At 71.1% G+C, this 13,283-nt stretch carries 15 protein-coding genes; 7 read left to right on the forward strand and 8 right to left on the reverse strand.

The features are described from left to right. The first annotated feature begins 18 nt into the window (after positions 1 to 18). Positions 19 to 360, forward strand: a complete 342-nt coding sequence (locus tag MTO99_RS13405) for a hypothetical protein (RefSeq protein ID WP_243554141.1) — start codon at positions 19 to 21, stop codon at positions 358 to 360. On the opposite strand, the gene MTO99_RS13410 is transcribed toward MTO99_RS13405, so the two are convergent. After that, a complete protein-coding gene (locus tag MTO99_RS13410; protein ID WP_243554142.1) occupies positions 357 to 998 on the reverse strand; it encodes a hypothetical protein in 642 nt (213 codons plus the stop codon). The two genes, MTO99_RS13405 and MTO99_RS13410, sit on opposite strands and share 4 nt — an antisense overlap. A gap of 1,018 nt (positions 999 to 2,016) precedes the next feature. On the opposite strand from MTO99_RS13410, the gene MTO99_RS13415 reads away from it, so the two are divergent. Together MTO99_RS13415 and MTO99_RS13420 are read left to right on the forward strand one after the other, a co-directional pair. Beyond that, positions 2,017 to 3,075, forward strand: coding sequence for an IS110 family RNA-guided transposase (locus MTO99_RS13415; RefSeq protein WP_243554124.1), 1,059 nt, complete (start codon positions 2,017 to 2,019; stop codon positions 3,073 to 3,075). A 21-nt stretch (positions 3,076 to 3,096) separates the two neighbouring features. Continuing rightward, positions 3,097 to 3,594, forward strand: coding sequence for a hypothetical protein (locus tag MTO99_RS13420; RefSeq protein WP_243554143.1), 498 nt, complete (start codon positions 3,097 to 3,099; stop codon positions 3,592 to 3,594). 12 nt (positions 3,595 to 3,606) lie between these two features. Here the strand turns inward: MTO99_RS13420 and fgd are convergent, their stop codons facing one another. The 4 genes from fgd to MTO99_RS13440 all read right to left on the reverse strand — a co-directional run bounded on the left by fgd (position 3,607) and on the right by MTO99_RS13440 (position 7,498). After that, entirely contained in the window at positions 3,607 to 4,653 is a 1,047-nt protein-coding gene (gene fgd / locus MTO99_RS13425) for a glucose-6-phosphate dehydrogenase (coenzyme-F420) (RefSeq protein ID WP_243554144.1), read from the reverse strand. 45 nt (positions 4,654 to 4,698) lie between these two features. Beyond that, positions 4,699 to 5,556, reverse strand: coding sequence for a CofC family guanylyltransferase (locus MTO99_RS13430; RefSeq protein WP_243554145.1), 858 nt, complete (start codon positions 5,554 to 5,556; stop codon positions 4,699 to 4,701). Continuing rightward, entirely contained in the window at positions 5,553 to 6,554 is a 1,002-nt protein-coding gene (locus MTO99_RS13435; protein ID WP_243554146.1) for a TIGR03557 family F420-dependent LLM class oxidoreductase, read from the reverse strand. The genes MTO99_RS13430 and MTO99_RS13435 overlap by 4 nt, the downstream gene beginning before the upstream one ends. A gap of 170 nt (positions 6,555 to 6,724) precedes the next feature. Then, a complete protein-coding gene (locus MTO99_RS13440; RefSeq protein ID WP_243554147.1) occupies positions 6,725 to 7,498 on the reverse strand; it encodes a coenzyme F420-0:L-glutamate ligase in 774 nt (257 codons plus the stop codon). A 128-nt stretch (positions 7,499 to 7,626) separates the two neighbouring features. Here MTO99_RS13440 and MTO99_RS13445 point away from each other — a divergent pair, with 128 nt between their 5' ends. Next, positions 7,627 to 8,121: a DUF6328 family protein gene (locus tag MTO99_RS13445; RefSeq protein ID WP_243554148.1), complete on the forward strand. Its 495-nt coding sequence runs from the start codon at positions 7,627 to 7,629 to the stop codon at positions 8,119 to 8,121. A gap of 35 nt (positions 8,122 to 8,156) precedes the next feature. Further along, on the forward strand, positions 8,157 to 9,005 hold the full coding sequence (locus tag MTO99_RS13450) for an exodeoxyribonuclease III (RefSeq protein WP_243554149.1): 849 nt from the start codon (positions 8,157 to 8,159) through the stop codon (positions 9,003 to 9,005). An 11-nt stretch (positions 9,006 to 9,016) separates the two neighbouring features. Here the strand turns inward: MTO99_RS13450 and MTO99_RS13455 are convergent, their stop codons facing one another. After that, complete coding sequence (locus tag MTO99_RS13455) at positions 9,017 to 9,637, reverse strand: response regulator transcription factor (protein ID WP_243554150.1); 621 nt, start codon at positions 9,635 to 9,637, stop codon at positions 9,017 to 9,019. Continuing rightward, positions 9,634 to 10,839, reverse strand: a complete 1,206-nt coding sequence (locus MTO99_RS13460) for a sensor histidine kinase (protein WP_243554151.1) — start codon at positions 10,837 to 10,839, stop codon at positions 9,634 to 9,636. The genes MTO99_RS13455 and MTO99_RS13460 overlap by 4 nt, the downstream gene beginning before the upstream one ends. An 86-nt stretch (positions 10,840 to 10,925) precedes the next feature. On the opposite strand from MTO99_RS13460, the gene MTO99_RS13465 reads away from it, so the two are divergent. Then, the gene (locus MTO99_RS13465) at positions 10,926 to 11,399 is read left to right on the forward strand and encodes a DUF2871 domain-containing protein (RefSeq protein ID WP_243554152.1); all 474 of its coding nucleotides are present in this window, start codon (positions 10,926 to 10,928) and stop codon (positions 11,397 to 11,399) included. Here MTO99_RS13465 and MTO99_RS13470 read toward each other — a convergent pair. Continuing rightward, complete coding sequence (locus MTO99_RS13470; RefSeq protein ID WP_243554153.1) at positions 11,383 to 12,222, reverse strand: SDR family NAD(P)-dependent oxidoreductase; 840 nt, start codon at positions 12,220 to 12,222, stop codon at positions 11,383 to 11,385. The genes MTO99_RS13465 and MTO99_RS13470 overlap by 17 nt on opposite strands. Before the next feature lie 147 nt (positions 12,223 to 12,369). On the opposite strand from MTO99_RS13470, the gene MTO99_RS13475 reads away from it, so the two are divergent. Beyond that, positions 12,370 to 13,236: an ABC transporter ATP-binding protein gene (locus tag MTO99_RS13475; protein WP_435520761.1), complete on the forward strand. Its 867-nt coding sequence runs from the start codon at positions 12,370 to 12,372 to the stop codon at positions 13,234 to 13,236. Positions 13,237 to 13,283: the final 47 nt, after the last annotated feature.

Consider the following 13,283-nt stretch of genomic DNA (forward strand, 5'->3'; position numbering starts at 1 on the left):
ACTTCAGAGAGGAAACAGATGCGGAAGAACTCAACCAAGCGGTTGGGCATCATCGGCGCGAGTTCAGTCGGGTTGGCGCTTGCTGCGGTCGTTGCGTCGGCAGCTCCGGCGTTTGCCGGTGAATGGTTGTTCGGTATCAAGTCGTGTGATCCAGGCACGCCCTATATCCATACCGAGAGTTACGGCTCCGGTCAGGTGACGCACGCTCACGAACGCCCAAATGATTACTACTCGACAAAAACCTGGAACAACTACACCTACGCACAGAACAGGGTGTACAACAGTCTCAACGGCTATGTGCTGTCCGCGAGTGTGGCTGGTGCAAGCACGACCTGGGCGTCGATCTACTGCGACGTCTAACCGTATAGCCCCTCTGGAACCTGGGGGCATCGTTCTTGAGCTTCGGCGAGTTTCTTCGAGCCGAGGCTCAAGTTCTTGTATGGGGACCACCCGTTCGGGCCATAGTTCGTCACGAATGACGTGCGTGAGGGTGGTTCCTCGATCTCGTAACCCAGCTCGTTGAGGCATGGAATCAGAGTCGACTCAAAGTACGAATAAATGTACTCCAGCTGGCTATCGTCCAGCGGTGTGTTGTAGACGGCTGAAACTGGATACTTAGCGTTGCACGTGTACATCGCCATTGCATATGCGGATTGCTGGGCTGCCGGCAGGCTGCCGGAAGCGATGCCGCCGTCTTCATCAGCCGTGGCGCTCGAAAACCCCGCCTCGTTTAGGCAGCCGGTTATTACACTCGCCCACTCGTTGGCGTCAATAATCCGTTCTCGTGTCACGGTTGGCCGATCTGCGGTTGGCAGGCCTGTCGCAGCCCACTGATCATCCAGTACCTGGGCCATGATTTCTTCGGCCGCTTCCCCACTGATCGGGGTGACATCAGGCGCCGGCACCGGCGCCGGCGCCGGCGCAGTGCAACCCGTGAGCAGGATGCCTACGGCGACACAGGACGATACGGAGTAGGCAAGGTATCCGAACCGACGCATGTGGCTCTCCTCTATCGTTCATACGCACGGATGAGCTAATACTAGGCGTCGCCTTCTCTCACATCGCGAGCCACGAAGCGTCTAGCTGACTCCCGTGGCAGGTGAGGAAACCGCGGCTGCCGGCGGTGACATGAGTGAGCTGGGCCTTGGGTGATGGTGAAATCACTTATCCGTCTTTCACAAACGCTCGGGCCAGAAGCACTTGGCGCCCCCGTCATCGCGACAACAGCGCAGGCGGATCATACGGCAATCGGGGTCTCGTGTTCCCTCCCGTCGCTCCGCGCGAACGTGAGCGCCTCGCGGAGGAGCGGTCAGCGACCGGCATCGCCGCCGTTGTCCCGAGTCGAGGCATGGGCACGGTCGCGGTGAATTTGCTTGGCCGCCACGCTGATCTGGATCAGAGGCTGCTTGACCCACATGCCCAGCTGCAGGAAGGTCTGCGAGTTGCTACACGGGATCCCGAGGAGCGTCACGGGCGGGCGGACCGCACGAAGGTGACGCTCCTGCATGCGGCCGCGATCAGAGCTTGGCTGACGAGTGCACCTTCGCCTGGACGGTCTGCGGCTCGGCCGCCGACGCCGCGGCGCTCGATGGACGCCTACTCTCCGAGTACCGGCCGCCACTCAACCGGGAGTGACCGGGGCAACGGCTCCCAGCTATGCAGCTGGGGCTCGGTTGTGAACCACGGTTCGCAAAACTCGACCGGCAGCTGCAGCACCTCACCCATGCGCGCACGCTACGCCGCTCGGCCGAGGAGCGCCGGCGGCTGTCCACGGGCGTAGCGTGTGCTCAGTGTCAGGGTGACAGTGCCGCTTCGCGGTGGTTGGATCCTGATCACCTGGTGTCTGGCTCGTAGCGTGACTGCCGCTTTCGGGTTGGCGTGCATGCGTTTTGCCGATGCCGGGTGTGATGGACCGGCCGGCGTGACTTGATAGGAGCGTGGCATCGCCCCCGACTGAGGTTTGTCCGCCGACCGGCCCAACCTGTCCCGTTCGGATGTTGGAAGGAGACGATTCCCATGGTGATCGTCATCGGTGCGGATGTCCATAAGGCCACGCACACGTTCGTCGCGGTCGACGACGTGGGCCGCAAGCTCGGTGAGAAGACCGTGAAGGCCACGACCGGTGGCCACGAGACGGCGATGCGGTGGGCCAGACGCGAGTTCCCTGGCGAGTTGCGGTGGGGTATCGAGGACTGCCGCCACCTGTCAGCACGACTCGAGCGCGACCTCCTCGCGGCGGGGCAGGACGTGGTGCGGGTGCCGCCGAAACTGATGGCCCAGTCCCGCGCATCGTCCCGGGAACGGGGCAAGTCCGATCCGATCGATGCGATGGCCGTGGCCCGCGCGGCGCTGCGCGAACCCGACCTCCCGGTCGCGTCGCACGACGAGTCGACCCGTGAACTGAAACTGCTCGTCGACAGGCGGGAAGACCTGGTCGGCGAACGAACCCGTCAGATCAACCGACTCCGCTGGCATCTGCATGAACTGGATCCCGAGTTCGATGTTCCGGTGAAAGGGTTCGCGATCAGCAAGCAACGGAGACGCGTCGCGGACTGGTTGGACGGCCGCGACGGACTGGTCGCTGAACTGGCACGCGATGTCCTCGCGGACATTGACGCGGGCAGCTCCCGCATCGACGACCTCGAGAAGCGGATCACTGCGTTGGTCGAGGACCGTTACCCGCACCTGCTCGCGATCCCCGGCTGCGGCGCTCTGACGGCGGCGAAGATCGCCGGAGAGACCGCGAACGTCGACCGCTTCCGGTCCGAAGCATGCTTCGCGATGAACGCCGGCGTCGCACCCCTGCCGGTCTGGTCAGGGAACACCAAAGGGCGGGTCCGGATGAGTCGCACCGGGAACCGGCAACTCAACGCAGCCCTTCACCGCATCGCCGTCACCCAGATCCGACTCGACAGCCTCGGCCGCGCCTACTACCGCAAACGACTCGACACGGGCGACTCCACCGTCGAAGCCCTCCGCTGCCTGAAACGACGCCTCGTCCGCATCGTCTTCCATGCCCTCCACACCGACCAGCACCCCGCACAAACCCCCGCGAGCCACCCACTCGCGGCCTAACACTTGACATAGGAGAAACTCATGAGCGACACGACCGATGCGGCACGGCTGACCGACGCGCGACGCGACCAGCTCGATTCGATCCTCGACGAGTTCCTGCACAACTCGCCCCGCGGGCGGCGTCTGCTCGCAGTCGACGGCGCCTCGCCCGAGCAGGCGGCGCGCTGGGCCGACGACCTCGCCGACCGGCTGCGGGCGAAGGGCCAGCCCGCGACGCGGGTGTCGAACGGCGACGCCGGCGAGCAGGCGCTGCGCGCCGAGACCATCGAGCCGTTCCGTGCGGGCACGCTCGCGGGTGCCGACGACCCCGACACGGTGCTCGTCGTCGACGGCCGCGGCATCATCGACGGCTCGGCGCACGGGCTGTGGCACTTCCGCGTCTGGACGCTCTCGGGCGACGAACTGCCGAACTCGGGTGCCGACGTCATCGTCGACGCGACCGACGAGGACGCCCCCACGCGGTACTTCTACGACTACTGCAAGCTGCCGCCGAGCGTGAACCCGCCCGGGCTGAACTGAGCGGCGGCCGGCTCAGGAGCGCGGGTCGGCCCCGCCCGCAGCGCGCGCCCGCAGCCGCGGCGCGAGGTCGCGCTCGAACAGTTCGAGGAACCGTCGCTGGTCGTGCCCCGGCGCGTGGAACACGAGGTGATCGAAGCCCCAGTCGAGGTACTGCCCGATCTGCTCGACGACCTCGTCGGGGTCGGTGCCGACGATCCAGCGCTTCGCGATCTGCTCGATCGGCAGCGCATCGGCGGCCTTCTCCATTTCGACCGGGTCGGTGATGTCGTGCTTCTGCTCCTTCGAGAGCGACAGCGGCGACCAGAAGCGGGTGTTCTCGAGGGCGGCGTCGAGGGTCTCCTCGTACGAGAGCTTGATCTCGATCATGCGGTCGAGTGCGCCGAAGTCGCGACCGCCCGCGGCTGCACCCTCCTTCACCGCCGGGATGAGCTGGTCGACGTACAGCTCGGCGCCCTTGCCCGACGTGCAGATGAACCCGTCGCCCGCACGACCCGCGTACTTCGCCACGGTCGGCCCGCCGGCGGCGATGTACACCGGCACCGCGACATCCGGCCGGTCGTAGATCGACGCGCCGTGCGTCGAGTAGTACTCGCCCTCGAAGCTGACCTGGCCCTCCTCAGTCCAGAGGGCGCGCATGAGGCGAACCGCCTCGCGCAGCCGCGCGAACCGCTCGCGGAACTCGGGCCAGTCCTGCTCGCCCGCACCGCGGAACCCGGTCGCGATCTCGTTCAGCGCCTCACCGGTGCCGAAGCCGGCGATGATGCGGCCCGGGTACAGGCATCCGAGCGATGCGAACGCCTGCGCCAGCACCGCCGGGTTGTAGCGGAACGTCGGCGTCATGACGCTCGTGCCGATGCGCACGGTGCTCGTGCGCTCGCCGACCGCGGCCATCCAGGTGAGCGAGAACGGCGCATGCCCGCCCTCGTGCCGCCACGGCTGGAAGTGGTCGCTCGTCCACACCGATTCCATGCCGTGCTGCTCGGCGAGCACCGCGATCTCGACGAGCTCGCGCGGGTTGAACTGCTCGGCGCTGGCCTTGTATCCGAGGGTGAGGGTCATGTGTTCGATCCTCCCACGGCGGCCCGTCGGGCGAGCGGGCGGGATTCAGCGGGGCAGCCAGGGGAGGGACGCCGCGAGGCGGGCGAGCTCGGCCGCGGTCGCCGGGCCGACCCCGAGCGCGACGGCCGCGACGAGCGCGGCCGCGGTGTCGACATCGCGTCGCAGGGTGGGCCAGGACGACATATCGGATGCTCCGAGCTCGACGAACCCGGCGGCGGCGTGCCGGGCCGCCGAGTCGGGCCCGAACCGGGGGGCGAACGGCACGCCGCCTCGGGCGGTCGCGAGGGTGGTGCCGGTGCCGTCGGCGTCGCGGACGAAGGCGAGCGGATGCCGCGCCGCGGCCTCGAGCGCCGAGGCGAGGTCGTCCGCGCGCAGGGCCGGCAGGTCGCCGAGCAGCACGCCGATGGGCGGGGCATCCGCGGGGTGCGCGCCACTTGAGCGCCCTGCGCGCCATTCGGACTGGCGCGACACGCGCGTAGGTGGCGCAGCGCCGGCGCCGGGCGCACCCGCCGCCGCCGCGATGCCGTCGGCGATCGCGGGATCGAGTCCGCGCACCTCGGGCTCGGCGACGAACTCGGCGGCGCCGGCGAGCGCGGGGTCGTCGGCGACCACGAGCACACGCCCGACGCCGGGGGTCGCGAGCGCGACCGCGACGGTGTCGGCGGCGAACGCGCGCGCGAGCGCGGCCCGCTCGTCGGGGCCGGCCTCGGGGGCGAGGCGCGTCTTCGCGCGCGACGGCGACTTCACCGGGATGACGAGGGTCCAGGCATCCGTGGGCCCGCGCTGCGCGCCAGTTCGCCGCCCGCTGCGCCATTCCGGCTGGCGCGCAGGGCGCGCACGTGGCGCAGCGGCGGGGGCGGGCGCGGGCTCGGGGGCCGGCACGCCGTCGTCGGCCGGGCTCATCGACGCAGCCCCGGCAGCACCTCGCGGCCGTACACCTCGAGGAACGCACGATGGTCGCGCCCGACCTGGTGCACGTACACCCGGTCGAACCCGAGGTCGAGCGCGCGCTGGATGCCGGCGCGGTGCACGTCGGGGTCGGCGCCGATGAGCATGCGCCCGGCGAAGTCCTCGGGGCGCACGGTGCGGGCGATGTGCTCGAAGTCGAACGGCGAGCGGATGTCGCCGCGCGGGATCCGCAGCCCCGCGATCGGCCACTGCGCGACCGCATTCGCGATCGCCTCCTCGTCGGTGGGCGCCCACGAGACGTGCAGCTGCAGCACCTTCGGCATCCGGGATGCGTCGCGGCCGACCTCGCGGGCCCCCTCGGCGAACTTCGCGAGCAGCACGGCGAGCCGGTCGTCGCCGGGCGCGCCCGTGGTGATGAGTCCGTCGACCGTGCGGCCCGCGCGCTTCGCCGTCACCGGGCCGCCCGCCGCGACCAGGATGGGCGGCGCGACCTCGGGCATCGTCCAGAGCCGGGTCGACTCGAGCTTGAAGTCCTGCCCGGCGAACCGCACGTCGCGGCCCGCGATCGACGCCGCGAACAGGCGCTTGATCAGGTCGACCGCCTCGAACATGCGGTTGATGCGCTCGGGCGCTTCGGGCCAGTACTGCCCCACCACGTGCTCGTTGAGGGCCTCGCCCGACCCGATGCCGAGCCAGTGCCGGCCGGGATGCATCGCCGCGAGCGTCGCCGACGCCTGCGCAACGACGGCGGGGTGCATCCGGTACCCGGGGGTCGTGACGCCTGGGCCGAAGTCGCCCGTGGTGCGGGCGGCGATCGCGGCGAGCACGCTCCAGACGAAGGATGACTCGCCCTGCGCCGGCAGCCACGGTTGGAAGTGATCGCTCGCCATCGTGCCGGCGAAGCCGTGCCGCTCGGCGAGCGCGGCGAGCTCGACCGCCTCGGCGGGCGGGAAGCGTTCGAGCATCGCGGCGTAGCCGATGTGCGCAGGCATGCGTCAATCCTGCACCCGGGACGGTCGTGAGAGCGGCCTGAGCCCCCTAAGCCCGTCGAAGGGGGCGCGCTTCGACAAGCTCAGCGAGCTCAGCGAGCTCAGCTGGCTCAGCTGGCTCAGCGAGCTCAGCTGGCTCAGCGAGCTCAGCGGGCTCCTCGGGCTCCTCGGGCTCAGCCGACCAGCGGGCCCTCGGCCTGCGCCTCGTCGAAGCCGGCGCGGTAGCCCTCGTCGTACGCCTCGTCGGCGCCGAGCCGGAAGAGGTCGCGTTCGGCGGGCCGCACGATGCTGCGCGCGCCGGGCAGGTCGAGGTCGCCCACGTACCGCCCGAGACCGCGCACGATCGCGACCGGGATGCCCGCCGACTTGCCCTTCACGAGTTCGGCCGCGCCGGCGATCTCGTCGGCCACGCACGGCATGGTGACCGCGAGCGCCTTGCCCGAGGCATCCGTCGACCCGCGCAGATCCTCGAAGACGTGCACGCCGGCCGCACCGATCGCGAGATCGGTCTGCCCCTCGCGCCAGGCGCGCCCGACGGTGTCGGAGAGGATCACCCCGAGCCGCAGACCGGTGAGCGCCCGCAGGCCGGTCGCCAGTTCGCGGGCGGATGCATCGGGGTCGACGGGCAGCAGCAGCACCGTGCCGTCCGGGGCGTTGGATGCGTCGACCCCGGCGGCGGCCTGCACGATGCCCTGCCGGTTCTCGACGATGCGGGTCACACCGCCCTCGTACTCGCGGGTCGCGACGACGCGCACCGTCTCGGCGGTGATCGCGTCCTCGCGATCGGATGCCTCGATCACGCGCCCCTCGGCCTTCGACACGATCTTCGACGTGACGACGAGGATGTCGCCGTCTTCGAGGTCGGCTGCGGCCGCGATGATGCCGGCGAGGTCGTCGCCCGCCCTGATCTCGCCGATGCCCTCGACGCCTGCGACGCTGAAGCCCACGCACACCCCCGGATGTCTCGCCGACCATCATTGCAGTTCGCGGCAGCCGGAGCATCCGACCAGGCGCATCCGCGTGCGGGCGTCCGCAAGGCCTCGTGCCGCACCCGTCGGCCGCGTAGCATCCGACCATGACGCACGCCGACATCCCGGGCGACGGGCGCACCGAGACGCCCACCGAGAAGGCCGACCGCAACTGGAACGACATCCTGCAGGAGCTCCGCGCCGTGCAGACCGGCTCGCAGATCCTCTCGGGCTTCCTGCTCGCGGTCGCGTTCCAGCCGAAGTTCGCCGACCTCGACGGGTACGAGGTCGGCCTGTACCTCGTGCTCGTCGTGCTCGCCGGGTTCGCCACCGTGCTGGGGCTGGCGCCCGTGATCATGCACCGGCAGCTCTTCGCCCGGCACCAGAAGGCACGGCTCGTGCACACCGCGAACCGGTTGCTCATCGCGCTGCTGGTGGTGGTGTCGCTGCTCGCGGCCGGGGTGGTGAGCCTCATCTTCGACGTCGCCGTCACCCGTGAGGCCGGTTTCATCGCGCTCGGGGTCTCGCTCGCGGTCGTCGTCATGTTCTGGATCGTCGTGCCGCGCATCGGGCGCCGGGCCGCGACGGACGCGGGCGCGTAGCATCCGGGTCGGCGGCGCCGCTTACGCTGGATCGCATGCGCATCGCCACCTGGAACGTCAACTCGATCCGCACCCGCCACGCCCGGGTCGTCGACTGGCTGGTGCGCGAAGACGTCGACGTGCTCGCGATGCAGGAGATCAAGTGTAAGCCCGAGCAGTTTCCGCACGAGGCGTTCGAGGCGGCCGGGTACGAGGTCGTCGCGCACGGGCTGAACCAGTGGAACGGGGTCGCGATCGCCGCGAGGCATCCGATCACCGATGTCGAGACGCACTTCCCGGGCCAGCCCGGCTTCCTGAAGGGGCATGACGGGCCCGACCTGCCGATCGAGGCGCGTGCGCTCGGCGCGACCGTCGGCGGCGTGCGGCTGTGGAGCCTGTACGTGCCGAACGGGCGCGCCCTCGCCGACCCGCACTACGTGTACAAGCTCGACTGGCTCGCCGCGCTGACCGAGTACACGCGCGCCGAGACCACCGGTCGGCCCGAGGTGCCGTTCGCGCTCATGGGCGACTTCAACATCGCGCCGTTCGACGTCGACAACGGCGACCCGGCCGTGCGGGTCGGGGTCACCACGCACGTGTCGCCCGAGGAGCGCGAGGCGTTCTTCACACTCGAGAACGCGGGTGTCGCCGACGTGGTGCGCGCGCGGGTGCCCGAGGGCCTCTACACCTACTGGGACTACCAGCAGCTCAAGTTCCCCCGCAACGAGGGCATGCGCATCGACTTCATCCTCGGTTCGGCGGCGTTCGCCGAGCGGGTGACGGATGCCTCGATCCACCGCAACGAGCGCAAGGGCACCGCGCCGAGCGACCACGTGCCGGTGCTCGTCGACCTCGCCGACGCCGAGGGCGACGACGAGGACTTCGACCGGCCGATGTTCCTGTAGCGGGCGGCGGGTCAGTCGCGCAGCACGCCCCACTCGCGGGCGCGCGCGACCGCGTCGGTGCGCGAGGTTGCGCCGAGCCGGTGGTTGATGCGGGCGAGGTGCGACTTCACGGTCGCCTCGCTGAGGTGCAGGGCCGCGGCGATCGCACGGTTCGACTCGCCGGCCGCGACGAGTTCGAGCACCTCGAGCTCGCGGCGGCTGAGCGGGGCGAGCTCGGCGCGTTCGGCGAGCAGCACGGCGCCGCGCACCGGGTCTCCTGCCGCCGCCGAGCGGATCGCGGCCACCAGCACGTCGGGCGGGGCGTCCTTCAGCAGGTACGACGTGGCGCCCGCGTCGATGGCGCGCACGATGTCGCGGTCGCTGTCGTAGTTGGTGAGGATGAGCACCGCGGGCGGGGCGACGGGCTCCGGCCCGCCCGAGCGGATCAGGCCGGTCGCTTCGGCGCCCTGCATCCCGGTCGGGAACTGCAGGTCCATGAGCACCACGTCGGGTCGCAGGGTCGCGACCGCGTCGATCGCGGCGGATGCCTCGCCGAGATCGGCGACGACCTCGACATCGGGCTCCGACGACAGCACCGCCCGCAGGCCGGCCCGCACGACGGGGTGGTCGTCGACGATGAGCACGCGGATCACGCCGACCTCCCGGGAACGGTCACGGCCACGGCGGTGCCGCGCCCCGGCGCCGACTCGATGCTCAGCGTGCCGCCGAGGGCCGCCGCACGCTCGCGCATCGACTGCAGACCGAACCCCGAGGTGGTCGCCGGGTCGAAGCCCGCACCGTCGTCGACCACGTCGAGGGCGACCTCACCTGACCCGAGATGGCTCAGCGTCAGGTCGACCCGGGTGGCGCCGGCGTGCCGCACCGCGTTGGCGACCGCGCCCTGGGCGATCCGCAGCAGCTCGCCCGCCGTGACCTCGTCGAGGTCGTGCGGGTCGCCCGTCACGTGCGCGCCGACGGGCACCTTCGAGATCGCGGTGGTCTCGACGGCGAGCCGCTGCAGTGCGGCCGCGAGTCCGTCCGTGGCATCCGCCCGCAGCCCGGCGATGAACCGGCGCGACTCGGCGAGCGCATCGCCCGCGGTCTCCCGAGCGAGCCGGACGTCGGCCCGCACGGCCGGGTCGAGCGCACCGCGCTCGGCCGCGTGCAGCAGCAGCTGGATGCTCGACAGGGCCTGCGCGACCGTGTCGTGCAGGTCGCGGCCGATCCGCGCCCGCTCGGCGAGCACGCCGGATTCGCGTTCGGCGGCGGCGAGCCGGTCCCGGGTGTCGGTGAGTTCGCCGATCAGCCGGTCGCGCTCACGCGCCTGCCGGATGAACGCTTCGAGCGCCGCCGAGATCACGACCGCGACGGCCGCGCCGAGCACCGGCCCGATCACCCCGCCGAGCGACCACCCCGACCGCAGCCCGGGCACGACCACGGCGATCGCGGTGATGCCCGCCACCCAGGCGATGCCGCGGAGCCCGGGCCGCTCGTGCAGCACGATGAAGCACAGCGGGAACGCGAGGAACAGCGCGTCCGCGGCGACCCAGACGAGCCCCGCCCAGATCAGGACGGCGGCGGCGAGCCAGACCAGCCGGATCCGTCGGGCGCGCCGGGCACGCGCCTCGGTGCCGGCCGCGGAACGCGCCCCGAGCGCGCAGCACGCGACGAACCCGGTCACGCCCGCAAGCGTCGCGACCGCAGTCGGCGTCCAGCCGGATTCCGCGATCCCGATGCACGCGCGCAGCACCACGATGGCGACCAGCCCGGCCAGCAGCGCGGCGACCGCCCAGCCGAGCACGGTGAGGATCCGCGCGATGCCCGGCGGATCGCCGCGGTGGTGCGACCGGGTCATGGCTCGAGGCTACCCGGCCGGCGCCGGCCCCGATTCATCCGTTCGGATGAACGCGCGCACCCGCCCGACGCGACAGGCTCGACCGCATGAGACGACTCTTCATCGCAGCCTGCGTCTACCTCGCCGCCGGCCTCGCCGGCGGCCTCTTCCACCGCGAGTTCACGAAACTCACCGGGTTCCCCGAGGGCGGCGCCACGCAGCTCGCCGTGGTGCACACCCACCTGCTCACGCTCGGATTCCTCGCGATGCTGCTGTTCCTGGTGCTCGAGCGGCTCTTCGCGCTCAGCCGGTCGCGCCTGTTCGGATGGTTCTTCTGGACGTACAACGCGGGCCTCGTGCTCACCGCCGGCATGCTGGCGCTGCACGGGTCGCTCACCGTCCTCGGGCTCGAGAGCTCGAAGGCGATCGCCGGCATCGCCGGCACCGGTCACCTGCTGCTGGGCGTCGGCACCACGCTGCTGCTGGTCGCGCTGGGCAAGCGGCTGCGGGCGGACCGCATCGCATCGGCGGATGCCCCGCTCAGCGCCGCATCGGACGCCCCGCTCAGCGCCGCCCGGTGAACCCCTGCATCGAGCGGTAGACGCCGAAGCCGTCGCCCACGACGCGGTCGAACACGCGCGTGGGCAGCACGGCGCGCAGCACGCGTGAGAGGCGCACGCTCGACGGCAGCTCGAGCAGCGGATCGCCGGCGAGCATCGACCGCCACACCCGGTCGATGACGTAGTCGGGCTCGAGCACCGGCGCGAGCAGCGGGCCCGTCGCACCGGCGAACATGCCGGTCGAGATGTAGCTCGGGGTCACGGTGAGCACCTTCACGTGCCGGTGCCCGGCCTGCTCGAGCTCGATGCGCAGCGAGTCGCTCCAGCCGATGACGGCCGCCTTCGACGCGGCGTAGGTCGCCATCCGCGGGTTGCCGAGCGTGCCGGCCGCGCTCGCGATGTTCACGATGCGCGCCTCGCGGGCGGGGTCGGCGATCATGCCCGGCAGGAACTCGCGGGCGACGTACATCGGCGCGAGCGCGTTGACGAGCATGGTCGGGCGGATGTCCTCGCCGCTGTCGGTCTCCCAGAAGTACCGGTTGCCGCGCACGATGCCGGCATTGTTCACGACGATGTCGGGGTTGCCGACCTCTTTGCGCACCTTCTGCGCGTGCTTCGCGATCGCGCCGAGGTCGCCCACGTCGACCACGTAGGTGTGCACGCGGGTGCGGCCGCGCGAGCGGGCGCCGAGCTCGTCGGCGGTGCGGGCCAGCGCGCCGGCGTCGCGATCCCACAGGATGACGGATGCCGCGCCCTCCGCCACAGCCCGCTCGGCGTACATCCGACCCATGCCGGCGCCGCCCCCGGTGATGAGCAGTGTCGCGCCGCGTACCGTCCTCGTCATACCTGCAATTCTGCCGCGCCGACCCCCGCACCTCGAACGGATCCGACGGCGGGCGCGTGTTACGTCGCGGGTCGGGCGGCCACGACAGGATCTGCGGGCGTGGGTAGCTTCGAAGCACCGCCATTCCACGTTCTTCGGAGAACCCCTGTGTCCGTCGCAGTAGCTTCCACCCCCGCCGACGTCGCCGGCACCGCGGTCGGCGTGCGGCTCACCGGCCTCGGCCGGTCGTTCGGCGAGCGCCCCGTGCTGCGCGACGTCGACCTCGAGGTCGTGCCCGGTGAGATCGTCGCGATCCTCGGGCCGAGCGGCTGCGGCAAGTCGACGCTGCTGCGCATCGTCGGCGGGCTCGACCGCGCCACCGCGGGCTCGGTCGAGATCGACGGCACGCCCGTGCGCGACTACGACGTGCGCTGCGCGGTGGGGTTCCAGGAGCCGCGGCTGCTGCCGTGGCGCTCGGTCGAGCAGAACGTGGCGCTCGGCCTTCCCCGCGGTACGCCGCGGCAGACCGGCCGCGCCCGCGTCGCCGAGCTGCTCGAACTCGTCGGTCTCGCGTCGTTCGCCCGCCACCGCCCCCGCGAGATCTCGGGCGGCATGGCGCAGCGCACCTCGCTCGCCCGGGCGCTCGCCCGCCGGCCCGAGGTGCTGCTGCTCGACGAGCCGTTCGGCGCGCTCGACGCGCTCACCCGGCTGAAGATGCAGGACCTGCTGCTCGACGTGCACGCGGCCGCCCCCACGACCGTCCTCCTGGTCACCCACGACGTCGACGAGGCGTTGCAGCTCGCCGACCGGGTCATCCTGCTCGGTGCCGAACCCGACGACGACGAACTCGGCCCGGCAGCCCCAGGAGCCGTCATCCGCCAGGTCGTCACCGTCCCCGGCCACCGACCGCGCGACCGCGGATCGGCCGAGCTCGCCGAACTCCGCGGCCGCCTCCTCGACGGCCTCGGCATCGACCGTCACGGCAAGGCACGTGGCATCCCCGCGACCACGACCATCCCGCACTACCCCTACTGACACAGCCCTACTGACACAGCCCTGCACCGCCCATCGAAGGAGTCCCG

This window comes from Agromyces larvae, from assembly GCF_022811705.1.
Lineage (GTDB): Bacteria > Actinomycetota > Actinomycetes > Actinomycetales > Microbacteriaceae > Agromyces > Agromyces larvae.